Annotated in this window: 18 protein-coding genes and 1 pseudogene; 14 read left to right on the top strand and 5 right to left on the bottom strand. The window is 47.2% G+C overall.

The features are described from left to right. Nucleotides 1-50: 50 nt before the first annotated feature. On the bottom strand, nucleotides 51-4,394 hold the full coding sequence (locus tag CF168_RS11265; protein ID WP_089067900.1) for a translocation/assembly module TamB domain-containing protein: 4,344 nt from the start codon (nucleotides 4,392-4,394) through the stop codon (nucleotides 51-53). Next, nucleotides 4,391-6,247, bottom strand: a complete 1,857-nt coding sequence (locus CF168_RS11260) for an autotransporter assembly complex protein TamA (RefSeq protein ID WP_041412619.1) — start codon at nucleotides 6,245-6,247, stop codon at nucleotides 4,391-4,393. The genes CF168_RS11265 and CF168_RS11260 overlap by 4 nt, the downstream gene beginning before the upstream one ends. A gap of 120 nt (nucleotides 6,248-6,367) precedes the next feature. On the opposite strand from CF168_RS11260, the gene CF168_RS11255 reads away from it, so the two are divergent. From CF168_RS11255 to CF168_RS11190, 14 genes and pseudogenes are all read left to right on the top strand, one after another. Further along, nucleotides 6,368-7,399 (top strand): isoaspartyl peptidase/L-asparaginase family protein, encoded by a 1,032-nt coding sequence (locus CF168_RS11255; protein ID WP_086903498.1) that lies wholly within the window; start codon nucleotides 6,368-6,370, stop codon nucleotides 7,397-7,399. A gap of 249 nt (nucleotides 7,400-7,648) precedes the next feature. After that, nucleotides 7,649-8,065: a CBS domain-containing protein gene (locus CF168_RS11250; protein WP_011716896.1), complete on the top strand. Its 417-nt coding sequence runs from the start codon at nucleotides 7,649-7,651 to the stop codon at nucleotides 8,063-8,065. A 128-nt stretch (nucleotides 8,066-8,193) separates the two neighbouring features. Then, nucleotides 8,194-12,075: an ATP-dependent RNA helicase HrpA gene (gene hrpA, locus CF168_RS11245; RefSeq protein WP_089067899.1), complete on the top strand. Its 3,882-nt coding sequence runs from the start codon at nucleotides 8,194-8,196 to the stop codon at nucleotides 12,073-12,075. A gap of 714 nt (nucleotides 12,076-12,789) precedes the next feature. Further along, nucleotides 12,790-12,948 carry a periplasmic nitrate reductase, NapE protein gene (locus tag CF168_RS11240; protein ID WP_011716898.1) on the top strand — a complete coding sequence of 53 codons (159 nt, stop codon included), beginning with the start codon at nucleotides 12,790-12,792 and terminating at the stop codon, nucleotides 12,946-12,948. A gap of 44 nt (nucleotides 12,949-12,992) precedes the next feature. Then, nucleotides 12,993-13,250, top strand: a complete 258-nt coding sequence (locus CF168_RS11235; protein ID WP_089067898.1) for a chaperone NapD — start codon at nucleotides 12,993-12,995, stop codon at nucleotides 13,248-13,250. A 2-nt stretch (nucleotides 13,251-13,252) separates the two neighbouring features. Next, entirely contained in the window at nucleotides 13,253-15,742 is a 2,490-nt protein-coding gene (gene napA / locus CF168_RS11230) for a nitrate reductase catalytic subunit NapA (RefSeq protein WP_011716900.1), read from the top strand. 10 nt (nucleotides 15,743-15,752) lie between these two features. Next, the gene (locus tag CF168_RS11225) at nucleotides 15,753-16,238 is read left to right on the top strand and encodes a nitrate reductase cytochrome c-type subunit (RefSeq protein ID WP_011716901.1); all 486 of its coding nucleotides are present in this window, start codon (nucleotides 15,753-15,755) and stop codon (nucleotides 16,236-16,238) included. An 8-nt stretch (nucleotides 16,239-16,246) separates the two neighbouring features. Beyond that, a pseudogene (locus CF168_RS11220) lies at nucleotides 16,247-16,833 on the top strand (cytochrome c3 family protein). Nucleotides 16,834-17,606: 773 nt separating this feature from the next. Then, entirely contained in the window at nucleotides 17,607-18,629 is a 1,023-nt protein-coding gene (locus tag CF168_RS11215; protein ID WP_089067897.1) for an IS110 family transposase, read from the top strand. 263 nt (nucleotides 18,630-18,892) lie between these two features. Next, nucleotides 18,893-19,660 carry a hypothetical protein gene (locus tag CF168_RS11210; RefSeq protein WP_089067896.1) on the top strand — a complete coding sequence of 256 codons (768 nt, stop codon included), beginning with the start codon at nucleotides 18,893-18,895 and terminating at the stop codon, nucleotides 19,658-19,660. Nucleotides 19,661-19,741: 81 nt separating this feature from the next. Then, entirely contained in the window at nucleotides 19,742-20,494 is a 753-nt protein-coding gene (locus CF168_RS11205) for a hypothetical protein (RefSeq protein WP_089067895.1), read from the top strand. A gap of 80 nt (nucleotides 20,495-20,574) precedes the next feature. After that, nucleotides 20,575-20,745 (top strand): hypothetical protein, encoded by a 171-nt coding sequence (locus CF168_RS22395; RefSeq protein ID WP_167373619.1) that lies wholly within the window; start codon nucleotides 20,575-20,577, stop codon nucleotides 20,743-20,745. Between the two features lie 13 nt (nucleotides 20,746-20,758). Further along, on the top strand, nucleotides 20,759-21,016 hold the full coding sequence (locus CF168_RS11200; RefSeq protein ID WP_089067894.1) for a hypothetical protein: 258 nt from the start codon (nucleotides 20,759-20,761) through the stop codon (nucleotides 21,014-21,016). A gap of 140 nt (nucleotides 21,017-21,156) precedes the next feature. After that, nucleotides 21,157-21,579, top strand: a complete 423-nt coding sequence (locus tag CF168_RS11190; protein ID WP_089067892.1) for a GNAT family N-acetyltransferase — start codon at nucleotides 21,157-21,159, stop codon at nucleotides 21,577-21,579. 371 nt (nucleotides 21,580-21,950) lie between these two features. On the opposite strand, the gene CF168_RS11185 is transcribed toward CF168_RS11190, so the two are convergent. From CF168_RS11185 to kdnB, 3 genes are all read right to left on the bottom strand, one after another. After that, nucleotides 21,951-22,187 (bottom strand): DUF2897 family protein, encoded by a 237-nt coding sequence (locus tag CF168_RS11185; protein WP_089067891.1) that lies wholly within the window; start codon nucleotides 22,185-22,187, stop codon nucleotides 21,951-21,953. Nucleotides 22,188-22,215: 28 nt separating this feature from the next. After that, a complete protein-coding gene (gene kdsB / locus CF168_RS11180; protein WP_089067890.1) occupies nucleotides 22,216-22,953 on the bottom strand; it encodes an 8-amino-3,8-dideoxy-manno-octulosonate cytidylyltransferase KdsB in 738 nt (245 codons plus the stop codon). An 82-nt stretch (nucleotides 22,954-23,035) separates the two neighbouring features. Beyond that, nucleotides 23,036-24,106: a 3-deoxy-alpha-D-manno-octulosonate 8-oxidase KdnB gene (kdnB, locus tag CF168_RS11175; protein WP_088211218.1), complete on the bottom strand. Its 1,071-nt coding sequence runs from the start codon at nucleotides 24,104-24,106 to the stop codon at nucleotides 23,036-23,038. Nucleotides 24,107-24,110: the final 4 nt, after the last annotated feature.

Here is a 24,110-nt window from a genome sequence, read left to right as displayed (position 1 = left end):
GAACAAGAACATAAAATTATCCCCGCGCAACCTAACTACGCGGGGGAGCATCACTTGATATTGAAGTTGTAATAGATATCGAGGGATTGGCCTAAGGTACCTGATACCGTTTCCAGATAGAGTTGCGATAACAGGTAGTATCTGACCGTCATCTCATAGCCTGGGTTAAATACCCCAACACCATATTTCACCATCAGGTTATCACCGATAAAGCCACTGATCGCCACGCGGCCCTCATCGTTGGTGTCCAGTTGTACGTTAGAGAAGCCAAACTCTTCAATAATCCCAGTGGCGGTACTGCCAATGTTATTGATGGCGCCACCGCCGCCGACCTGTGAACCTAAGCCCAGCGCCGCTCCCATCATCAACGAATTGTTCTGCTCGTTATTGCTGCTGTTAAAGCCGCTGCCTTTGATAATGTAAGACAGGATCTCTGCTTGCTCCTTAGCAGGGTTAGAGAACAGGGTTACCACTGGGCGGGCGGGCGTGCCCGTGACACGGACACCCGCGACTAGATCTTCACTCTTAATTTCACGAATAGCTTCGATATTTAAGTTAGGCACGGATGTCGGGCCGACAAACTGCACTTCACCGGTACGGATTTTCAGGGTTTGTCCCATAAACTTATAGCTGCCTTGTTTGACTTTAATATCGCCAAATAGCAGTGGTGGGCGGAACGCCTGTTGCTGCAGTTTTAAGGTTCCTTGCAGTTTACCTTTAAGGCCCATGCCATCGACTTTTAAGTCGTTACCGACATTAATGTTTAGATCCGCCACAATGGCATAGGGGCTAGCTTTAGGTTGCGCCGCGGCAATCGAGTCATCGAAGACCACATCTTCCGACAGGGCAACACCGCCTTCAGCGAGTTGGACTATCTTGATATTACCCGAAGGCACATCGACAACCCCTTTAACTTCGAGCTGTTGACTGCTAAAGGCGATGGTGAGATCGGGCGAGACATCAAGTAGCGTAAGTGGCGGTTGGATCACGGCTAATTTGTCGCCCTTAATTGCAAGCTCGCCACTGAATTGGCCCTGAGGCCAGCGCATATCACCCGTAACACGCCCCAAACCATTGCCCATCATCCAGCGGCCTTTGAGGGATGCCTGTTGACCGCCCAAGTCCATCGACATGTCGATTTTATTGATAAGCGTAGGGTTGGCCGTCAATGCGAGGGCGCCTTGGGTTAAGGACACATTGCCCGACACTTCTGGCGCATCCAAGGTGCCAGCAAAGTTTAATCTGCTGGTGAGCAAGCCTTCGAGAGTATTGAGCTGCGGGAAAAACTCACCTAAAGGTTGCAGGTTAATTTGCTTGATATTGGCGTAACCCGACAAGGTTCTGTCCGGCGTTACGTTGACCGTGACCTCACTCTGCCAACTGGCGACATCTTCCGATTCAAAGCTAATTGACGAGAGGAGTCGTTTAGCGTCTAAGTTAGCTTTGAAATCAAGTTGTTGATAATTAATGGTGACTTCACGGTTTTTGGCTCGTTTAAGCTTGATGCTACCGGGAGTAAAATTAAAGTCGACATTGGCCGTGGGTTTACGTCCCGCCGCCCAAGCAAAATTTGCCAACAGTGAAGAACTGCCATCCCACTGCATATTGTTGGGTAATACAGGCACTAATAGCTTGCCTAGATTGCCCGCATAACTGAGCTGAGCCTCGCCAGTTTTGCCAATAGTCACTTGATTATCGAGGCAAACCTTACTGTTGGGATTCACTAGACAGAAGGGGCTGATATTGCCTTTGGACTTATTTTGATCCCAGCCGACAAGAATATCCTTATCTATCTCCCAACGTCCGACGGGGGTTGCCAAGTTGATTTTATTCACCTGCGCCTGCAGTTGGGATTTTTTCATATCGTATTGGCTAGTGACGCCAAGCTCGAGCCCAAGATCCCCTGTGGCGCTGAGAGTCAATTTTTGGTTTTGAATATCGCCTTTACTGCCCAAGGTCACGGTATCTAAACTCTGTGAGCCAAGTTGCAGTGCCTTTGACTTGAGTGATAGGGCAAACTCATGGGCATCCAAAGGCTTATAGTAAGCCTTGAGTGTTGACTCCCTGAGCTTAATATTTTGATGCACCAGATCGACCAGTTGCGCGGTTAACTCGACTTGTGGATGTTTCTCTTCCCCAGTGACATTGATATCGGCCTGCAATTGACCACTGGCCTGGGGCAACCATAAACCGAAATCGGGGACTTGCAGTTTACCCTCAAGGTTCCAGGTTTTGTTGGTTTCGCCCGCTAAGGTTAAGGTGGAACCCAATACCTTGGCATTGACACCTTTGGCGCTGATATACAGTTTATCGTTGATGCTGACATCGGCTGTGATATCAAACGGATAACCCTGCATTGTGCCTGACAGTTGGGTGTCCGTTAGAGCCACTTGCCACTGTTTATCTAACAGGCGCCCGGTGGTCTGCAATTGGCCCGAGATTAAACTGTTTGGCAAGCTGCTCGTTGCACTTGCACTTGCACTTGCACTTGTAGTTGTAGTTGCTTTTGCATTTGTAGTTGCAGCTGCAGTTGTTGTCGCAGGAGCGGGAGCATTTGTTATTGCTGGCGCTGGCTTATCGGTATTTGTGCTCGGTGCTTTAGCGTCCTTTGTAGGTGTTGATTCTGGAGTCTGTGCAGTTTCCGGCAGTGTGATTTCCTGTAATTTCAGATTATCGAGCAATACCTTGGCTTTCCAAGTGATCGCCTTAGCGTAATCTAGCTCACCAGTCACATCGACCGAACCTAGTTCGCCCTTCGCAGTAAACTGCTTAATATCGAGCTTTGCACCCTGATGATGAAGCTCACTGCTAATGGCTAACACTTTATGGAAAGGTGTGATGACATTTCCATTGAGCGTCGCGGCCTGTTGAGTGAGGGAGCCTTGGCTGTCGAGATTGAGGTCGCTCACAAGATACTCGGCATGTTGCAGCGGCCACTGTGCGCGGACTTTTTCCAGTTTCACCTTGTAGGGCAGCGTGGGATCTTTGAGGGTCAATTGTCCATTGAGACTAAAATCCACATCCCCTTTGGCAAGGGCGTGGATCCCCAGTTGTCCGACGCTTTGGCTAAGGGTTAGGCTTAATTGTTGATGGGTCAGTTCTGGCAACTCGGCAACCTGAGTGACATTGGCCTGAACCTCAAGCGCGAGCGGATAGTCCTGTTCGAGGGCGAGTTGACCCACCACAGACACTTCGCCATAACTATGGGCAAGCAGCAGTTTTTCTAGAGTTAACTGATACTTGGCAAATTGACCTTGAAGCTCAATATGACTAAATAGATCTTCGCGCGGACCAATCTGTAAACGGCTGTTGTCTAAACTGAGGTGCTTGACATCCACCGGGAAAGGCATAAAAACCTGTGGTAAATGGGCAAGTGCCCATTCCTCTGTAGATGCTTGCTTATCGGCGTTTTCATCCGTTTGTTTATCTGCTTGAGGATTTGCGGCAGTTTCCGTAGAAGGTTTCTTTTCGACAATTGGCTTGTCCGCTGAAGCTTTAGCACTTGCAGTCGCCACTGTGGTTGTTGATTTTTCGGTCTCAGGCTGAGTTGTCGCCGCTGCGGTCGTGGTTTTTGCCGCTGCAGTTGCAGCTGTCTCGGCTGCCTTGGTGTCAGTGACTTGTGTGCCTGTGATTTGAGTGTCAGTGGCTTGAGTACCTGTAGCTTGAGTGCCTGCGCCTTGAGGATCTGTGTCTGGCGCAGGACTGTCGTCGGTTGGAATTAACACGGCCAAGCCTTCACTGCTAAGCTGCTCGACCGTCAGTCCTTCGGCAAACCAAGTTGCAGCGGTCTGAATATGATTTGCCGAAAAGCGCATCTTATCGACCGCAATATTGATGTTGTTCAGTTCGGCGCTGTCGAGCTTTATGCCAAAGGGCAGAACCAGTTCACTCGGCTGATCATTTTCGGGGGTAACGTCTGCTTCAGTGGAACCTGAGCTTAAGGCCTCGGTATCGATATTGACATCGATTTGGCTCGCCGTTAAGGCATTCACGCACAGCTGCTTTTGTAGCAGACAAGTGGGTTGCCATGCCAAATGTAAATCCTTGAGCTCGACCTTAATCCCATCCATCGACCAACTGGCGTGGGCTAAGGTGAGATCTTTATTTAACGAGCCAGAGGTGTAGGTGAGCGCCAGATCGGGCACAAACTTATCGGCTAAACCCACCGTTATCCGCGAGCCAATTTCAGTCCCGAGCAGTAATGCCGTTAACACCAAAAGACTTAAGGGAACGTAAACAATAATCCGCGTGCAGAGTTTAAATATTTGCCAAATGCGCAGCTTAAGTGTTTTGGGCTGCACACACGTTGGATTTTGTTCCAAAGACAATTGTTCAGGGGTTTGATTCTCTTGTTGAGCCGTTGCATTAGGCTCATGAATAGGGGGCTTGCTCATAGCTCTGTCCCCATGGTTAAGTGAATGCGCCATGAACGGTCAATGGTGTCTGTCTCTTTCAAACCAACCCCTAAATCTAACTTAATTGGGCCAATGGGGGAGATCCAATGGATACCACCACCCACTGAGACTACGGGTTCAAACTGATTGTTATCAAAGGCGTTACCCGCATCCACAAAGGTGGCAACACGCCAAGTCGGGGTGACGTAATATTGATATTCCAAACTGCCAACCATGAGATAACGACCACCGATAACTTCACGATTGACTTTGCCATCGGCATCGATGTAATCGAGATAAGGCCCAAGTTCTTGATAGCCATAACCACGTATGGTTTGGTCGCCACCGGCAAAATAGCGCAGTGATGGTGGAATAAAGGCCAGCTCATTTTCATTGGCTAAGTTGGCGGCGAGATCCATACGCGCCACGATTCTGTGGTTATCAAAAAAGGTGTCAATCCACTTAAACTTGGCCTGTAAGCGGGCAAGGCGTGTCTCGGAGCCAAGATAAGGATCGGCATAATCTAAGCTATACATTTGCCTGAAACCAGACTTAGGATCGAGTGAGTTATCCCCACGGGTCGTTTTAGAAAAGTTAATCCCCGCCAGATAAAAACTGGGGCTGTAATCGGTATCGGACTGAGTATATTCCTCGCGAATCGCATCGAGGGAATAGGTCATCAGCCATTGATTATCCAAGCGTTGCTGCCTGAGTAGTCCGAGCAAATACTTAGTCGATTCCAGTTGTCCCGTGTTACGAAAATCGCGGTTCTCGGGCTCGTAAATCTGGGTCACCCCGTATTTATCCCGCAGCAAGCCTAGGCGAATTTTGAGTTGATCGTCTAAGGGATGAGTCAGCGGAATCGTATAAGTGGTTAAAAACTTAGGCCTGTCAGGCGACCACTCCAAACTGGTTTCTTGGGAGTGACCGTATTTATTGATTTGTGGCGTACGCCAAGTGACCCGTACTCGCGGATCGAAGGTTTTATCTGCGCTTTGACCTATGTCGCCACCGAGACCTAATTCAATCGAGTGGCTGGCCTTATTGGTGAGCTCCACCTTGACGGGCAACTGGTTATCCTTTGCCTGATCTATCTGCGGTATGACCTTGATATTGGCGAAATAGCCCGTATCCAACAATTGGCGGTTTAGAGAGCTGACCCGACGGGTCGAATAGGCCGCATCTTCTTTGAAAGGGATAAGTTTAGTGAGAATATCCGGCTCTAAGGTGTGTCCCTCAAAGCTTACTTGTCCAAAACGGTAACGTGCGCCTGAATTAAAATGCAGGCTAATTTGCGCCGTGTTTAAATCGCGGTTGATTTTGATTTGTGACTCGGTGAATTCGCCATCGAAATACCCCCTCGCCAAGGCAAGCGTCACCAGTTGGGATTTCACATCGGCATATACCCCATGGTTGAGCGTATCCCCAGGCTTGATATTCACCTCCGCAAGCCACTTATCGAAGGCGCGATCGTCGAGCATCTCACCGGAAAAATTAATATCAACCCATTGGATCTTTACCGGTTCACCCGCTTTGACCGTGAGCTTTAATTCCCACGGGCCTTTTTCTTTTTCGACTAACTGTTCTTCCACTTCGCCATGGTAATAGCCCATGGACTCGAGGGCGGTGGAGACATTGTCTTCCACGTTAAATAAGAAGGCTCGGCGCTGCACTTCGGAGTCGGGCATAGCACCTAAGTGGGCGAGAATATTACGCTTTAGGGCTTCGTCGACCCCGTTCACTGAAAGCGTTAACAAGTTATCGGCGGCCATCGCCCCCGATGTCACTAAACTCAGGCCAAGTAGCAAATGAAGACGAAAAGATAATGACGTTATTTGCAAGTATCGCTGCACTTTATAATCCCTGTGATGTGAGTTCATTGTCGCCAGAATAGCCGCAACAGGCAAGGAGATGATTGAAATTAGTCATTGAAATGGTTACAAAGGACGTTACTGTTTAAGGGGATGTAAATAATGAAAATAAAATTAGCCACCTTTAGTTTAATTCTCTCGAGTGCACTTTTTATGTCACAAAATACCCAAGCGAATGAAAAACCTTTTGCCATTGCGATCCACGGTGGCGCTGGCACTATTTCTAAGGCCAACCTCACGCCAGAACTGCGTCAGGCCTATAAAGACAAGCTTAAAGAAGCGGTCGACAAAGGCTCAAAAGTGCTCGAGCAGGGCGGTGATAGCTTAGTCGCGGTGCAAACCGCTATCAATGTATTAGAAAACAGCCCACTGTTTAACGCCGGTGTTGGTTCGGTTTACACCTATGATGGCGGCCACGAGTTAGATGCGTCCATTATGGATGGTAAAACCATGAATGCGGGCGCCGTAGCGGGCGTGCGTCATATCGCTAATCCCATCGATTTGGCCTTAGCCGTGATGAATAAGTCCGAGCATGTCATGCTGTCGGGCGCAGGCGCCGAGGAGTTTGCCTTAACCCAAGGTTTTAAACTGGTACCTAACAGCCATTTCGATAGCGATGCCCGTTATCAGCAATTACTCGATGCCAGACAAAAACTGCAGGCGGCTGAAAAATCAGATCAAATTGCGGGTATTGAGATGAAAGATCTCGATTATAAATTTGGTACCGTTGGTGCTGTCGCCTTAGATAAAAACGGCAACTTAGCGGCGGGGACTTCGACTGGCGGTATGACGGCCAAGCGTTTTGGTCGCATTGGTGACTCGCCCGTGATTGGGGCTGGCACCTATGCCGAAAACGGCGTTTGCGCTGTGTCGGCCACGGGCCACGGCGAGTTTTTTATTCGCTACCAAGTGGCGGGCGATATCTGCGCTAAGGTGAAATACCAGCAAAAATCCATTATTCAAGCGGCAGATGAAGTGATTAATCAACGCCTTATCACCGCTGGCGGCTCTGGTGGTGTGATAGCTGTCGACCACAGGGGCAATATTGCCACGCCATTTAACACCGAAGGCATGTACCGCGCTACTCGTAGTAATGGCGAGCCTGCCCAAGTGATGATTTGGCAGGACCAATAAGGTTACCGCCTATTGCCTTAGCGCGCTTAACATGCGCTAAGGCAATATCTCTAAGTCATCCATTTCAAAATGGCGTTTGTAGGCCCAGTGTTACCCCTCTAAATCACCGCTTTTATCCGCCCAATTTCCTTCCCGCTAAGTAAATAGATAACTCCAATCGATATTAATCGCTTACCACTTACGAGATTTTGACTAGACTCAAAGCGTAAGCCGAGTTGAGTTAGTAAAGGATAGATTGGGGAGATTGCTATGGATTCAATAAAAATACGCGACCATATGGATCGTCAACCCGTATTGCTACGCGCCAATATGTCGCTGGCCACTGCGGTTGAAAAATTGTTAGACAATAACAAGATGGGTGCCGCCGTCGTGGATGATAACGGCGATTTAGTGGGCTTTTTATCCCAGCAAGATTGTTTAGCCGTGATGCTAAAGAGCAGTTATCACTGTGATATGACCTCAGTGGTAAAAGATTGTATGCGCACCGAAGTCTTGTATGTCGGTCCCGATGACAGCATTTTGCAATTAGCAGAGCAAATGCTTGGCTCTAAACCTAAGATTTATCCCGTGGTCGAGCAGGGCAAAGTCGTTGGCACCATTAACCGCACCAATGTGCTGCGCGCCATGAATGTGTATATGCAGCAATGTTACTTAGCACCCGCCTAAGCTCTAAGCGCTAAGCCTTTCAAAAGGTGATTAATTTGCCTATTTTTCATCCTTTTGAGGCCAAATTAGTCGTACCAATACGTCCCGTTCCTTGCTAGGATCGCTGTTTTCGATGCTAGCAATGGAATTTGGTTTTGAACTCTGACAAACATCCGCTATCGAGCGACTTTCTCAAGCAGTGCTTTCAAAGTGATGCCTCGCGGATCCGCCGCCGTTTATTTAAGCTCAATAAAGAAGCCGATTCTGATAAGAAAACCCAAGAGTTAGCCAAACTTGCAGAGCAGGCGCAAGCAGCGTTCGAAAAGGTCGAGCAGCGTCTTAAGGCGCGCCCGAAAATCCAATATCCAGATAATCTGCCCGTTAGCGGCATGCGCGAGGAGATCGCTAAAGCCATCAGTGAAAACCAGGTGGTGATCATTGCGGGTGAAACTGGTTCGGGTAAAACCACACAGCTCCCCAAAATCTGTTTAGAACTGGGCCTTGGTAGTCGCGGCTTTATTGGTCATACCCAGCCGCGGCGTTTAGCGGCGCGCAGCGTGGCGACACGTGTTGCCGAAGAATTACAAAGTCCGCTCGGTGAACTGGTGGGCTTTAAGGTGCGTTTTGCCGATGCCTTAAAGAGTGAATCCTATATTAAGCTGATGACTGACGGGATTTTACTGGCGGAGCTCACCTCGGATCGCTATTTAGATCAATACGATACAATCATTATCGACGAGGCGCACGAGCGCAGCCTCAACATCGATTTTATCTTGGGTTACCTCAAGCAAATTCTGAAAAAACGCCCCGATCTTAAGATTATCATCACCTCGGCGACTATCGATGTTGAGCGTTTTTCTAAGCATTTCAATAATGCTCCTATTATCGAAGTCTCTGGCCGGACGTATCCGGTGGAAACCCGTTATCGCCCGTTAGTGCAAGATACCGAAGCGGATCTCGACCAAATCGAAGGGATTTTTGCTGCCGTTGACGAATTAGTCGCCGAAGGCTTGGGCGATATTCTGATCTTTATGAACGGCGAGCGCGAAATTCGTGATACCGCCGAGCAGCTTAATCGTCGCAATTACCGCGATACCGAGATTTTGCCGTTATATGCGCGCCTCTCCTACGGCGAGCAGTCCAAGGTATTCAGCAGCCATACTGGGCGTCGCATCGTGCTTGCCACTAACGTGGCGGAAACGTCGCTCACCGTCCCTGGTATTCGTTATGTGATTGACCCTGGGACTGCGCGGATCAGCCGTTATAGTTATCGCACTAAGGTGCAGCGCCTGCCCATCGAGCCCATTTCACAGGCCAGTGCCAATCAGCGTCAAGGCCGCTGCGGCCGTGTTGGTCCGGGTATTTGTATTCGTTTATACGATGAGGCGGATTTTAACAGTCGTCCCGCGTTTACCGATCCCGAAATCCTACGCACCAACTTAGCCTCGGTGATTTTGCAGATGCTCGCCATCGGCCTTGGCGATATTGCGGCGTTCCCCTTTATTGAGCCGCCCGATCCGCGCCATATTCGCGATGGCTTCTTACTGCTTGAGGAATTACAAGCCGTTAAGCAGCAGAAGGGCAATATAGTGTTAACGCCGCTTGGGCGTCAGCTATCGCAGATCCCGGTGGATCCGCGTTTAGCGCGTATGGTGGTGGAGAGTCATCAGCTGGGCTGTTTGCAGGAAGTGCTAGTGATCGCTGCGGGTCTGTCGATTCAAGATCCCCGCGAGCGTCCCATGGATAAAAAGCAGGCGTCCGATGAGGCCCATCGCCGTTTTGCCGATCCCCATTCAGATTTTGTCAGTTGGGTGAACCTATGGCAGCACTTAAAAGAGCAGCAAAAGGAATTATCCGCCAGCCAGTTCCGTAAAAAATGCCGCGACGAGTACTTAGCCTACCTGCGTGTGCGTGAATGGCAGGATTTATATACTCAGCTAAAACAAGCGGTTCACGATTTAAAGTGGCGCTTAAACGAGACGCCAGCCAACTACGATGCGCTGCACCGTGCGTTGTTATCGGGTTTGCTGAGTCATATCGGCTTTAAGGATAATAACAACGAATACTTAGGCGCGCGCAATCGTAAGTTTTTTGTGTTCCCAGGTTCACCGCTGGCGAAAAAAGGCCCGAAATGGATCATGGCGGCTGAGCTGACCGAAACCTCTAAGCTGTTTGCCCGCTGCTGCGCCAAAATTGAGCCAGAATGGCTCGAGCCGTTAGCGGCGCATCTGATTAAAAAGAATCACCTAGAGCCACATTTTGAGGCGAAACAGGGCAGTGTGATTGCCTTTGAAAACCAAGTGCTTTACGGTTTGACCGTGGTGCATCGCCGCCGCGTGCAATACGGGCCGATTAATCCTGTTGAAGCGCGGGAGATCTTTATCCGTAGCGCACTTGCCGAAGGGCAATTACAAACCAAAGAAGCCTTCTTTCTCGCTAACCAAAAGTTATTGGAGGATGTCGAAGCGCTCGAGCACAAGTCCCGTCGCCGCGATATTTTGGTCGATGAACAAGTGTTGATGGACTTTTACGAGCCGCGCATTCCCGAAGGCATCTATAACGCGCCTAAGTTCTTTAGCTGGTGGAAAGAAGCGCGCCGAACTCAGCCCGATTTACTCGATTTTAATAAGTCACTGCTCATGCAGCGCAGCGCCGATCACATCTCGGCGCTCGATTTCCCCGATACTTGGCACAAGGGCAATATCCGCCTGCAACTGAGTTATCACTTTGATCCTGCGGCGAGTGATGATGGCGTTTCTGTGCATATTCCAGTGGCGCTACTCAATCAAATCGATGATACGGATTTCGATTGGCTTGTGGCGGGGATGCGTGAGGAGAAATGCGTCGCGCTGATTAAGTCTTTGCCTAAAGGACTAAGACGTAACTTTGTGCCTGCGCCCGATTATGCCCGAGCCTGCGTGCAAGCAATGCAGCCCTTTAGCGCCAGTTTACTCGACGCCATGTGCAAACAGCTTTTGCGTATGAGTGGCACCCGCGTCAATCCTGAAGATTTTGATGTCACGCAGATGCCCGCGCATTTGCAAATGAACTTTAAGATTGAGGACGACAAGGGCAAATTAGTCGCACAGGGGCGGGTACTCGATACCTTAAAGGCCGAGTTACAGGGCGTGGTCGCTAAGGCGATTCGTCAAGTAGCGGATAAGGGCATTGAGAAAGAAGCGCTCACCGAGTGGTCCTTTGGCGACTTACCAAAACAATTTGAACAGCGTAAGGGCAACTATCAAGTGCGGGCTTTCCCCGCGCTGATTGATAATAAAGACTCAGTTGCCATCAAATTATTTGATGATGAATTTGAGGCACAGACGGCGCATCGTCAAGGTCTACGTCGTCTGCTGTTACTCAATATTCCATCACCAGTAAAACACCTGCAACAGGCACTGCCAAACAAGGCAAAGCTGGCAATGTATTTCAATCCATTTGGCCAAGTGCAAATTCTGATTGATGACATCATTGCCGCAGCCGTGCAGCAATTGCTTGATGAAAAGGCGCTGGATGTACGCGATGCCGCTCAGTTCGAACAGGCCAAGGATTGGGTACGCCAAGAGCTGAATCCAACGGCTGAGCAAATCGCCCTAAAAGTGGAGCAGATTTTGACGCTCTATCAAGGCATTAAAAAGCGGACTAAGGGCAAAATCAGCTTAGATATCGCTTTTGCGATGAGTGATATTCAAAGCCAATTAGACCAATTAGTGTTCAAGGGATTCGTCGAAGCCTGTGGTTGGAATCGCTTAGCGGATGTGGCGCGTTACTTAAAGGCGATTGAAACCCGTATCGATAAGCTACCCGTGGATCCGACCCGTGATCGTTTGCATATGCAGAGTATCACTAAAGTGCAGGAGGCCTTAGCAGCGCAACTTGCCAAGGTGCCGCGCGCTCAGCCCGTGCCTGCGGCACTGATTGAAGCCCGTTGGATGATTGAAGAGTACCGGGTATCATGCTTTGCACAGGCGCTGGGAACGGCTTATCCGATCTCGGAAAAACGTATCTTAAACCATATCCTGCTGAGTTAATGATGTTGATACATTACGGATTGAATCTGTAGATTCAGTGAGTTGAGCGTAGCGTTATCTTTAGCATTAAAAGCCGAACCTTAGGGTTCGGCTTTTTTATTGATCATTTTCACCTAACTACCATTAGCCACGACAGACTTGTCCCTTACTGCATAGATTTTCGCTATGGGATATTACAAGCCACTAACTCCAAAGGGCAAAGTCGGTGGCAAATGAAGGGGTCTTAATGGCGATATTAAGAACCTCAAATTTGCTTGGTCAGTTAGCCAATACGGTAGGGGATTTGGCTGTCACTTGAGTGAGTTAACAAGTTGACGAAGATGTTAAGCCAATTTCGCCGTGGATAATCGGTCATTCGCGCCTTCCTTTACCATCCCCTAATACTCCTTAAGGAATATTTTGTTTAAATCTTGTGCGCTTTACTTGCTGAGCGCCTATCTTTTTTCCATGCTTTAGCAATTGGTTAATAAAAAAACATAACCAATCAATCTATTTACAATCTAAAAAAACGCTTAAAAACCATGATCTAACTAAATATATCGCCAAATTGATGATCTGGATCAAGCATCAAAGGGTTTACCGATTTGGAGGTATACAGTTTGTTAACACCTTAACGCTATGATCATTTCGTGGATCAAAGATGTAATTGAGATACCTATAAATCCTGCATTGGTCAGAGCAATCCATCACAGGAACGAACCTCTTGGAGGACGCATGAGTGCTAACAGCGCAGCAGAAAAATCCTTAGAACTGAAAATTTTTATCTTTTTAACCGTATTTCTCGCCCCCCTCTTATCCGTGTTGTTGGTAAGTGGATTGGGATTTGCCATATGGTTTAGCCAAATCTTCACCGGCCCACCGGGTGCAGGTTGAGACCTAAAGAACAATAACAACAGCATGAATAAGCGGAGTGTCGGATGAGCAAAGAGCTTCATATCACGAGTCTAGTGGTGCAAGTAATGCCACACAAAATGGCGGATGTTAGGCAACACATTATGGCGATTGAAAATGCCGAACTCTCTGTTAATAACGAAGTGAAACTCGTCGTCGTACTTGAAGGTGACTCCCAACGTGCCTTGATGGACGGTATCGAACAGATTAATGCCATTCCTGGCGTCTTGTCCGCCACTATGGTTTACCACCAGAGTGAAGAGCTCGAAGAGGGTGAAGAATGAACATGAATAGACGTGACTTTATCAAAGCCAATGCGGTGATTGCAGCAGCGGGCGCGGCAGGCTTAGCACTGCCGGCATCGGCGAGCAATTTAATCACCAGCTCAGAGCAAACCAAATTAGAGTGGAACAAAGCCCCATGCCGCTTCTGTGGTACGGGCTGCTCTGTGATTGTCGCGACCCGCGAGGGCAAAGTGGTTGCCACCCACGGCGATGCAAACAGTGAAGTGAACCGCGGTCTTAACTGTATTAAAGGTTACTTCCTGTCGAAAATTATGTATGGCAGCGATCGTTTGACCACGCCAATGCTGAGAATGACCGACGGCAAGTACGACAAGCACGGTGAGTTTACCCCCATCAGCTGGGACAGTGCCTTCGATATCATGGCGCAGAAATGGAAAGAAACCCTAAAAGCCAAAGGCCCGACTGCAGTTGGGATGTTTGGCTCGGGTCAGTGGACCGTTTGGGAAGGTTATGCCGCGGTTAAGCTGATGAAGGCCGGCTTTGGCTCTAACAACATCGACCCGAATGCGCGCCATTGTATGGCGTCTGCCGTTGTCGGCTTTATGCGCACCTTCGGTATCGATGAGCCTATGGGCTGTTACGATGATATGGAAGCGGCCGATGCCTTTGTGCTTTGGGGCTCCAACATGGCCGAAATGCACCCGATCTTATGGACTCGGGTGACTGACCGTCGTTTAAGTGCATCCCATGTGAAGGTGGCTGTACTCTCGACGTTTGAGCATCGCTCCTTCGACCTCGCGGATTTACCGATTGTATTTACGCCGCAAACCGACTTAGCCATCCTAAACTTTATCGCCAACTACATCATTCAAAACGATAAAGTGAACTGGGACTTTGTGAAGAAGCACGTTAACTTCCGCCAAGGTACCACGGATATCGGCTATGGTTTACGTCCAACCCATCCGCTGGAGCAGAAAGCCAAAAACGTGAAAACGGCAGGGGATTCGACTCCGATTGATTTCGATACCTTTAAGGCCTTTGTGGCCGAATATACGGTGGAGAAGGTCAGCAAGATGTCAGGTGTGCCTGAAGCTAAACTTATCGAGTTGGCCAAACTCTATGCCGATCCCGAGACTAAAGTCACGTCTTTCTGGACCATGGGCTTTAACCAACATACCCGTGGTGTATGGTGTAACAACCTGATTTATAACATCCACTTACTGACAGGTAAGATTTCAACGCCCGGTAACAGCCCATTCTCGTTAACCGGTCAGCCTTCTGCCTGTGGTACGGCTCGCGAAGTGGGAACCTTCTCACACCGTTTACCCGCCGACATGGTGGTAACAAACCCAGAGCATAGAAAACACGCCGAAGAAATTTGGAAGATCCCCAGTGGCATTATCCCGCCAAAACCCGGTTATCACGCCGTAGAGCAAAACCGCCGCTTAAAAGATGGCGACTTGAACTGCTACTGGGTGCAAGTGAACAACAATATGCAGGCAGGGCCGAACATCAACGAGGAAGGCTTACCTGGCTATCGCAATCCCGCCAACTTTATTGTGGTATCCGATGCGTATCCCACTGTCACGACTCAGGCTGCGGACTTAATTCTGCCAACCGCCATGTGGGTTGAGAAAGAGGGCGCCTATGGTAATGCCGAGCGTCGTACTCAATTCTGGCATCAAATGGTACAGGCACCGGGCGAATCCCACTCGGATCTGTGGCAATTGATGGAATTCTCTAAGCGCTTTACGACCGACGAAGTCTGGTCGAAGGAAGTCTTAGCGGCGAATCCACAATTTAAGGGCAAAACCTTATTTGAAGTGCTGTACAAAAACGGCAATGTCGATAAGTTCCCGCTGGCCGATACCGATCCTAAGTATTTGAACAACGAAGCGAAACACTTTGGCTTCTATGTCCAAAAAGGCCTGTTTGAAGAATACGCCACCTTTGGCCGTGGCCATGGTCACGATTTAGCACCTTTCGATGCCTACCACGAAGCCCATGGTATTCGCTGGCCGGTGGTCGATGGTAAAGAAACCAAATGGCGTTTCCGTGAAGGTAGCGATCCTTACGTTAAACCTGGCTCAGGCTTTGAGTTTTACGGTAAACCCGATGGCCGCGCAGTGATTTATGCCTTGCCCTTCGAACCGCCTGCAGAATCGCCAGACACTGAATACGATATGTGGTTATCCACCGGACGGGTGCTCGAGCATTGGCATTCAGGTTCGATGACTCAACGCGTGCCAGAGCTTTACCGTGCCTTCCCCGATGCTGTGTGTTTTATGCACCCAGAAGATGCGAAAAAACGCGGTTTACGCCGTGGGGATGAAGTGCGCGTGGTGTCTCGCCGCGGTGAAATCAAAACCCGTGTTGAAACCCGTGGCCGTAACAAACCACCTGTGGGACTCGTGTTCGTACCTTGGTTCGATGCCAGTCAGCTCATTAACAAAGTCACCTTGGATGCGACAGATCCACTGTCAAAACAAACCGACTTTAAGAAATGCGCCGTGAAAATCGTCAAGGTATAAGGAGTACAGGATGAAAACATTCAAATTAGTCTCAGCATTCAGTGTGCTTGCCTTCTCCACCCTGATGATGACCAGCGTGACTGCGGCAAGCATTCCTGAGGACAGAATTGATACTTTGCGCCAAGCGCCAATCAACGTTGAGCCAACTCCGCCCGCGATGCAGGCGGTGCTGAACAAAGATATCAAAGAGATGCGTAACTACCCGATGCAGCCACCGGTGATCCCGCACAAGATCGACGGCTATCAGCTCGATCTTAAGGTCAACAAGTGTATGTCATGCCATGCCAGACACCGCACGGGGGACTCCCAAGCGCCTATGGTCAGCGTGACTCACTATATGGATAGGGATAACAACTTCTTAGCTGAGCTTTCGCCAAGACGTTACTTCTGCACTCAGTGCCATGTGCCGCAACTGGATGCCAAATTACTGGTCGAGAATGACTTTGTGGATATGGATCATCTGATTAAAGCGAACACTGAGCAGAAAACACACTAGGAGTCAGCATGTTAGATAAACTCAAAAAGATCTGGCAAGTTCTCAATCGTCCGAGTGTGCACTACAGTTTAGGGTTTTTAACCTTAGGTGGCTTTGTGGCGGGGGTGATCTTCTGGGGGGCTTTAACACCGCGCTTGAAGCCACCAACAAAGAAGCCTTCTGTATCGGTTGCCATGAAATGGAAAATAACGTCTATCAAGAGTTACAGTCGACTATCCATTTCACGAACCGCAGTGGTGTGCGTGCGACTTGTCCTGACTGCCACGTGCCGCACAACTGGACCGATAAGATTGCCCGTAAGATGCAGGCATCGAAAGAAGTGTGGGGTAAAGTGTTTGGTACCATCAATACCCGCGAAAAGTTTGAGAACAAACGTCGCGAGCTGGCCGAACATGAATGGGAACGGTTAAAGGCAAACGACTCGCTTGAGTGCCGTAACTGCCATAACTTTACCTACATGGACTTTACCAGACAGTCGCCACGCGCCGCCCAGATGCACTCGACATCCTTGGCCAGTGGTGAGAAAACCTGTATCGATTGTCATAAAGGGATTGCTCACCATCTTCCCGATATGGCAGGGGTTGAAGGCTTCTAAACTCGACTCACATTCCATCTCCAGCCAAAGGCCAAGTGCTCTCCACACTTGGCCTTTTTTATGGCGAAGAAAAATCCGTATGTGGCATAGGCGGGATTTAGTTCGCTATCGCCTTTTCTGGCTTGTTTCAGCCTCAAAGCAAGATTGCTTTATCATTAGATGCACTGAGTGAATTGTCATTGTTTCCCCAGTGACTCGCCGCCTTTTTATTTCATAAGAAGCATCACTATAGGCTCGACGGCGACATCTGCAACACATGGAAGTGTAAATGCCGCGTTCACATGGCCAATGATGTTCCCAACATCATAGTGGCATTTCCCATATCCCTATGGGGCAGATGTGAAAGAGCGGCCATGCCGCCAACGGTCACAGTTGCAACAATGACAATCTTTACGACCATTTAACTGTTCATCTGGCTAAAAGTTTTTTGCCTCAAAATGAGTTAACAAGTTGTCAGTGTTGTAGTCAAAACTAGACTTTCTAACCCAGAAATTTTTCATCCTATACTCTTGTGTTTTCTCACATTTCTATAAATAAATACTTTTTAAATCAGTCACCTATAAATTCATGGATTAGATAATAGGTTTGGAAAAAGCGCATACGCGCTTTTCCTTATGGTGTATCTAGCAGAAAGCTGATAAGTTCTTTGCATACAGATAGTTAATCGTGCGCATTTTCACTGGTTCAACGAGGTAAACGCGCATGCAAACGAATAAAATAATGAAATGGACACCCCTTCTATACTGAGGAAGTCAGTTTAAAAGGAGACCGCCATGAGTGATATTTATACAATCGGAATTGATCTAGCAAAGTCTGTTTTTCAATTATGTGCGTTTGATAAGACAGGGAAAAAACTGATTAATAGATCACTAAGAAGAAACCAAGTCATTAAATTTTTGAGCAATATTGCTCCTTGTCTGATTGGAATGGAAGCCTGTTCTAGTTCTCATTATTGGGCACGAGAAATAAAAAAGCTGGGTCATGAAGTCAAACTCATGCCACCTCAGTATGTTAAGCCTTATGTAAAAACAAATAAGAACGATATGGCTGATGCTGAAGCGATTTGCGAAGCGGTTCGTCGCCCCACGATGCGATTTGTTTCTGTTAAAAGTGAAGAGCAACAAGCTTTATTGCTGCTTCATCGAGAAAGAGAAGGCGTAATCAGAGACCGTACTGCATTAATCAATAGAATCAGGGCAAGCCTTCAAGAATTTGGTGTTAGTGTTCCTGCTGGAAGATTTCAGCTAAGAAAATGGTTTAGAGAAGGTTTTAGCTTGGTCGAGCATAAGTTGCCAAAGCTGCTAGTTGAGCACATTAGTTTAATGCAAACACGTTTGAGGGAGCTCGAACAGTATGCAGAATATTTGGATAAGCAGATAGATCTCACGAGTGAAGTCAGTAATGAGTGTCAGAAAGTAAGGCAGATCCCAGGTGTTGGTCGCTTAACATCATCCGCATTAATTGCCAGTATTGGTGATGCAAAAGCGTTTTCATCAGGGCGTCAGTTATCCGCTTGGATGGGGTTAGTACCAAGCCAGCACTCTAGCGGAGGTAAGTCACTACTGCTAGGTATCAGTAAGCGAGGAGATACCTACTTAAGACGCATGTTTATCCATGGTGCTAGAGCGGTGATTAGGCATTTAAAAGAAGGAAAACCGTTCTTTGAATGGGTAACCTCGTTGCTCAAGAGAATGCATAAAAACAAAGTGATAGTGGCATTAGCAAATAAACTGGTTCGTATCTCTTGGGCCATATTAGCCAAAGAAGAAAGTTTTAGCGCAGGACGAACCTATTAAGTAAATAAAAGTACATCCAGTTTTGCTAAGTGAAAGCAAGTGATGACAAGACAGGTTAGACCGTGACTTGGAAACTCTGTGCCTAACATCGTTTCTTAGAAAACGATAAAATGATTAGAGCCAAGTCAGCGAAGTTCATCGGGGATCAAGAGCTAGTCTCTTACAAGGAATCCGAATAGATGGCTGCAAAACCACATTTGTTATCGGTTGATTTTTCTTGCAAAAAATGGGGTGTCCATAGATGTTAAGCCTAAGGAGAAATCGTGCCAAGAGGGCTAATCTCAGGTAGAGAATATACCGAACAAGACATCTTTGATCCTATTCTGTATCCAAGAATGAAAGAGGAACCTCTTCTTAATGATGACGACTGTATTGTTGTACCTGTTAGGAATGAAAACACTCCTCACTATAGAAGGGTGGGAAGTCCATCTTTTGGCAGAAGGCTCGGAAGAGAAGAAAACAATCCAACACATGATGATTGTGTTAAATATCTGCATGATGAATTGGTGAATCCAGAAATTGGAGCAGTTAAGTTTTCGACTAATGTTTTCGGGGAAGCTCGACATTATGAAGAGCAAGTGATTTTTAGTCCACTTAATGATAGTGATTATAAGTGGTTTAAGGAATCAGATGCGCGGATTGCATTTCATGAAAGCACTTACATTCAGCCTGATATTGCAGGCAGGGACACAAAGAAATTCTTTCCTCGTTCAGCCTATCCCAATGTAATCATCGAAGTGGTTCGTACACACCACCCCGATTTAGATACCTTTAAAAAGCTTTTTGAGCTTTCTAATACAAATCATCACATATATTTTTATTTCATTCGCGAGGGAAGAAACTCCTCAAAATTCAACAGTCTTTCTGTCGTTGATGGTGTGCTGAAAATTCGTGTTTCTCACTATTTGATTGGTGGTACTCTCTACAAAAATGGTAATCCCTATGCCCCCAAAGGAGAAAACGAAACCTTCGAGCATTGGTATCAATATCTTGAAAATAGCTATTTCACTACTGCTAGAGAAGGGGCTTAACAACGTGCTGCTAGGGACAAAACTACGCTGCGCTCCGTTTTGCCCCAAAGCACGGCGTTAGCTATATCAGGGGGGTAAGATTTGAATAGGGATGTTTTTCAGAAACAATACGACTTTGAGCTTGAGCAGAGAAACGGTATAGCTTCGGCGACAAATACGCCTATTGTTGCATTAACGATACTCGGTGGGGCGCTTGCTGCTGTAATTACTGGATTCAAATACTCGAATGAACCAGTTACATACTTATTTTTGTTGTTTGCCCTTCTTGCTATTGGCAGCATGTTGATTTCTGTTTATAAGCTGGTTAGGACATTCTTAGGCTATTCATATCAAAAAATACCACCAGCAAAACAGCTAAGGGAACACCTAGAAAATTTAAAAAATTGGCACAATGCAAATGGCTCAAGTGACGATAAGGCAATTATTGATTTTGCTGAATATTTTGACGAAAGATTATCGGAAGCCGCTGAGCACAATAGTTCAAATAATATAAAAAGAGGCAACTACCTACACGATGCAACCTTATTTGTGGTTGTTGCCTTTGTTTTTCTATTCTGTGCCTCGCCTTTTTATATTTACGAGCAAGTTACTTCAGAAGATAAGGTCTACCAAGTAAATTTAATTGACAATACATCCATAAAAGAGGACGAAGATATGGCCGATAACGATTCAGGTGGCAGCAACCAAGGTCAGCAAGCCGCTCCAAGCGCAGCACCATCACAAACGCCTTCAGCTGCTCCTAAACCAGCAGGTCCACAAAATGTAGTCTTTAAGGGCAACACTGAAGGAGGTAAGACAAGTGCTTCCGATAGCGGATCAAAAGGCGAGAAATAGCTAACAAATCAAGCAGGGACGCAGCAAAGCTGCGTCCCTGCTTGAAGCGTTATACGAATCTGGATATAAATGGATATTTTATGTCAGCAAAACAAAAGCTAAAGCGAGCGCTGAGTGCAATTGATGATGCGCAAAGAGCGTTGAAGCGTGCAAGAAGTACTTCACCTGAAAGCTCGGATATTCGTCGTGCACTGAGAGAATTAGATGATGCAGAATCAAATATTAAAAGATCAATTAGAGAATTAGATTAAGGTATTATAAAAAATGACACAGTTGTTAGGTATTAATATATTTCGCACAATTTCAGTTCCTTTCAATGGACAAACGTACACAATTCGTTTTGCTTCATCGAGTGATTATCAAGATAATTTTATGTTTGTCAGTAATGATGATACTGGTAATCAAATGAGAATCGCATTCGATTCTGATACAGCTCACTCATACAAAGCTTCAAATGATGAGATCCTTTCCCGAGTTGTTTTAAAGATTATTGGCGAAGAAATTAAAGCTGGTCGTATATAAATTCGTATAACAAACTGTTTAAGAGTGATTCGCAACGCGTGGCATTTTTACTATGCATTGAGTTTAGTGTTTAAGGTGATATGCGGGGGCTTCGGTATTGCGTTGCTCACACCTTAATAGGGCGTTAGGAGACTAGATCTGTGGTTACATTTAGACCAGCTAAGGATTTAGCAAAAGCAGCACATTTTACTCTGTCGAATATGCAGCCATATTATGCACAATACGCTGTAGATTGGGATCAAGCTCAGATTGAGAAAATGACACAAGAGCTTGTGAACTTTGATATTTTATTTGAAGAAAAGCTTGTTGGTGTCGTTAGATTATCTTTCGACACTGAAGCGTGCTGGTTACGAGATTTGCAAGTGGATCAGAGTTACCAGAATCGTGGGATTGGCTCAATCGCTATTGCTGAGGCGGAACGTCTGGCTAAAGAGCATGGTTCTCACATTTTGAAGCTTAAAGTGTTTAACAATAGCCCTGCCGTTCATTTGTATAAGAGACAAGGGTTTGGTTTAACAAGTGAAGATGATCGGTTTTACTACATGAGCCGTGCCATCTCCTAACCATCAAATTTTATCGCCAGCAAAAGCGCTGGTGGCGACGTCAATCCGCAGCGCGGCATTCCGCGCTAAATTGGGGCGTTAACCCATAGACATTTTTACCCGAAACTCACCAGATACAGCTGACGTCCCGACACGCTTTTATGCCTTTCCACGCGCTCTTGCTTCGATTTGTATAAAACTTCAATACATGAGGCTGTTCTTTTCCTGACGCATTTTAGTGGCGAGTATTATTCTTGATAATTCAATGCTTCATCTTTGCTGTGAAAGATTGGGCGTATACGCAAAGCTATAGCGAAACGTTATTTCTCACCCACAAAAAAGGCGCTATTGCGCCTTTTTGATAGATAAATCAGAGGAGTAAAGCTACTCGCTTAGGGTTTATCTTGCTCAACTTGGGTTGATTTATCGCGATTTTGAATCGCCGTATCCGCAGACTTGTCGGCATCGGGTGAGGAATTAGCGCGATTATCGGTCTTTAACTGCTTTTCCTTATCGTGCTGACCAAACTGTGGCAGTTTGAATTTGGCACTGTATTTCAGTGCGGCAAGATTGCTGGCAATCACACCGACCACCAAAATAATAATGATCCACACTTCTAAGCTCGACATGACAACTCCTTATTGAGCAACGCCCTTATTAATCAACGGCTAAACGCTGCTCACACTTACGAATATCTTCTGGCGTGTCAACTTCGATTGAGTCGAAGGCGCTGATGGCGACTTTGATCTTATGGCCATGTTCTAGGGCACGTAGCTGCTCTAATTTTTCCAGATCTTCGAGACGACCTAAGGGGAGGGCTGCGAAGGCTTGCACAAATCTGCGGGTGTAAGCATACACGCCTAAGTGCTTGTAAACCGGGTAATCTTTGGTATCGCGGCCGAAGGGAATACGTGCGCGGGAGAAATACAGCGCGTAGTAGTCGTTATCGAACACCATCTTCACATGCATAGGATCGTCGAGTTCGGCTTTGTTGACAATTTCATAGCCGAGGGTCGCCATTTCAAACTCGTCAGGGTGGCGTTCGAAGAGGCTGATCACTTGCTCGATGGAAGTCGGGTCGATTAGGGGTTGGTCGCCTTGAAGGTTGATGACCAGATCGTCATCCTTCAAACCTAATTGGTTAATCGCATCATTGATACGGTCTGTGCCCGATGCCGCATCAGGGCTGGTCATGACCACTTTGCCACCGAAGCCTTCTACGGCGCTTTTGATACGCTCATCATCGGTTGCAACATAAATATTGGTGAGGCCTTTGGCTAACGACGCGCGTTCGTACACGTGTTGGATCATCGGCTTGCCGTTAATCGGGGCTAAGGGCTTGCCCGGGAAGCGGCTTGAACCGTAACGCGCCGGGATTAACAGAGTCACATTCATTAAATTATCCTAATTTATCAAAGATATGCAGTGTAGATAGACAAAAGGGCTCACAACGAGCCCTTGTCATCTGCTTGAGAGCTTAAATGCGACGGAACAGGGCAGTCAACATTTCGTCAGTGACTTTCTCTTCCCATGTTGGGCCGTACACGTTTGCCCATAATGGACCCATGCTCTTAGTCACGGCAACCATTTTCGCGATGGTTTCATCTGGCAGATCTTTACAGATGTTCTTCGGCAGAGTGATGTTGTGCTTCTTCATCATCAGACGGAATTCAGCTACACCTTCTGGGTAGAATTCTTCTAACACGTCGAAGGCGATACAGTTACCGATACCATGGTGGTAGCCGAGGATGTAAGACAGACCATAAGATACCGCGTGGCATGCACCCACTTGGCTGTAAGCGATACTCATACCGCCCATGAATGACGCCATCATCAGCTTGTCGTCTTTTTCTGGGTGATCTTCCAAGTACACTTGGCGGCAAAGCTCCATGGCTTTTTCGGCGTATGACTTAGAGAATTCGTTTAAGAAAGTACCTTCTAATGATTCAACGCAGTGGATATAGCAATCCATACCTGTGTAGAACCATTGGTCAGTTTCAACGCCATCGATTAACTCAGAGTCCATGATGATTTGGTCGAACACTGTGTAATCTGAGTTCAGACCCAGTTTACGCACTGGACCACACAATACTGCGGTGCGTGATGCTTCAGCACCCGTACCAGAAATGGTTGGAATACCAATGTGGTGAACCGCTGGGTTTTTGATTAAATCCCAACCTTGGTACATGGCAGAGCCGCCTGGGTTGGTCAGCATCAGTGATACCGCTTTTGCGACGTCCATGGTTGAACCGCCACCTAAACCCACTACGCTAACCGGTTGTTTGCCGTTGAAGGCTTGAACTTGCTCGGTCAGGGTGTCGATTTGCACTGTGCTTGGCTCATCATCTACGTTAACCCAAATCAGTAAGTCTTGGGCTTTCACTGGGATGCGTGCTTCGAGTGGTTTGCCTTGGTGAACGTCATCGACTAAAAATACCACGAAGTCATCGTCGGCCTTACGCTGTGCAGCTAATACTTCGTCTAATTGTGCGAAGGAGCCACGACCAAAGATCATCTTTTCAACTACTTTAAAATTTTTAAAACTCATTGCA

This window comes from Shewanella bicestrii, assembly GCF_002216875.1.
Taxonomy (GTDB): Bacteria; Pseudomonadota; Gammaproteobacteria; order Enterobacterales; family Shewanellaceae; genus Shewanella; species Shewanella seohaensis.
This window is presented reverse-complemented; position numbering and strand designations above follow the sequence as displayed.

Coding starts and splice junctions, on each gene's coding strand:
- CF168_RS11200 (WP_089067894.1), top strand. CDS start 20,759: ATGACACAGTTGTTAGGTATTAATATATTTCGCACAATTTCAGTTCCT.
- napA (WP_011716900.1), top strand. CDS start 13,253: ATGAATAGACGTGACTTTATCAAAGCCAATGCGGTGATTGCAGCAGCG.
- kdnB (WP_088211218.1), bottom strand. CDS start 24,106: ATGAGTTTTAAAAATTTTAAAGTAGTTGAAAAGATGATCTTTGGTCGT.
- kdsB (WP_089067890.1), bottom strand. CDS start 22,953: ATGAATGTGACTCTGTTAATCCCGGCGCGTTACGGTTCAAGCCGCTTC.
- CF168_RS22395 (WP_167373619.1), top strand. CDS start 20,575: ATGTCAGCAAAACAAAAGCTAAAGCGAGCGCTGAGTGCAATTGATGAT.
- CF168_RS11225 (WP_011716901.1), top strand. CDS start 15,753: ATGAAAACATTCAAATTAGTCTCAGCATTCAGTGTGCTTGCCTTCTCC.
- CF168_RS11255 (WP_086903498.1), top strand. CDS start 6,368: ATGAAAATAAAATTAGCCACCTTTAGTTTAATTCTCTCGAGTGCACTT.
- CF168_RS11265 (WP_089067900.1), bottom strand. CDS start 4,394: ATGAGCAAGCCCCCTATTCATGAGCCTAATGCAACGGCTCAACAAGAG.
- CF168_RS11250 (WP_011716896.1), top strand. CDS start 7,649: ATGGATTCAATAAAAATACGCGACCATATGGATCGTCAACCCGTATTG.
- CF168_RS11235 (WP_089067898.1), top strand. CDS start 12,993: ATGAGCAAAGAGCTTCATATCACGAGTCTAGTGGTGCAAGTAATGCCA.
- CF168_RS11185 (WP_089067891.1), bottom strand. CDS start 22,187: ATGTCGAGCTTAGAAGTGTGGATCATTATTATTTTGGTGGTCGGTGTG.
- CF168_RS11240 (WP_011716898.1), top strand. CDS start 12,790: ATGAGTGCTAACAGCGCAGCAGAAAAATCCTTAGAACTGAAAATTTTT.
- CF168_RS11215 (WP_089067897.1), top strand. CDS start 17,607: ATGAGTGATATTTATACAATCGGAATTGATCTAGCAAAGTCTGTTTTT.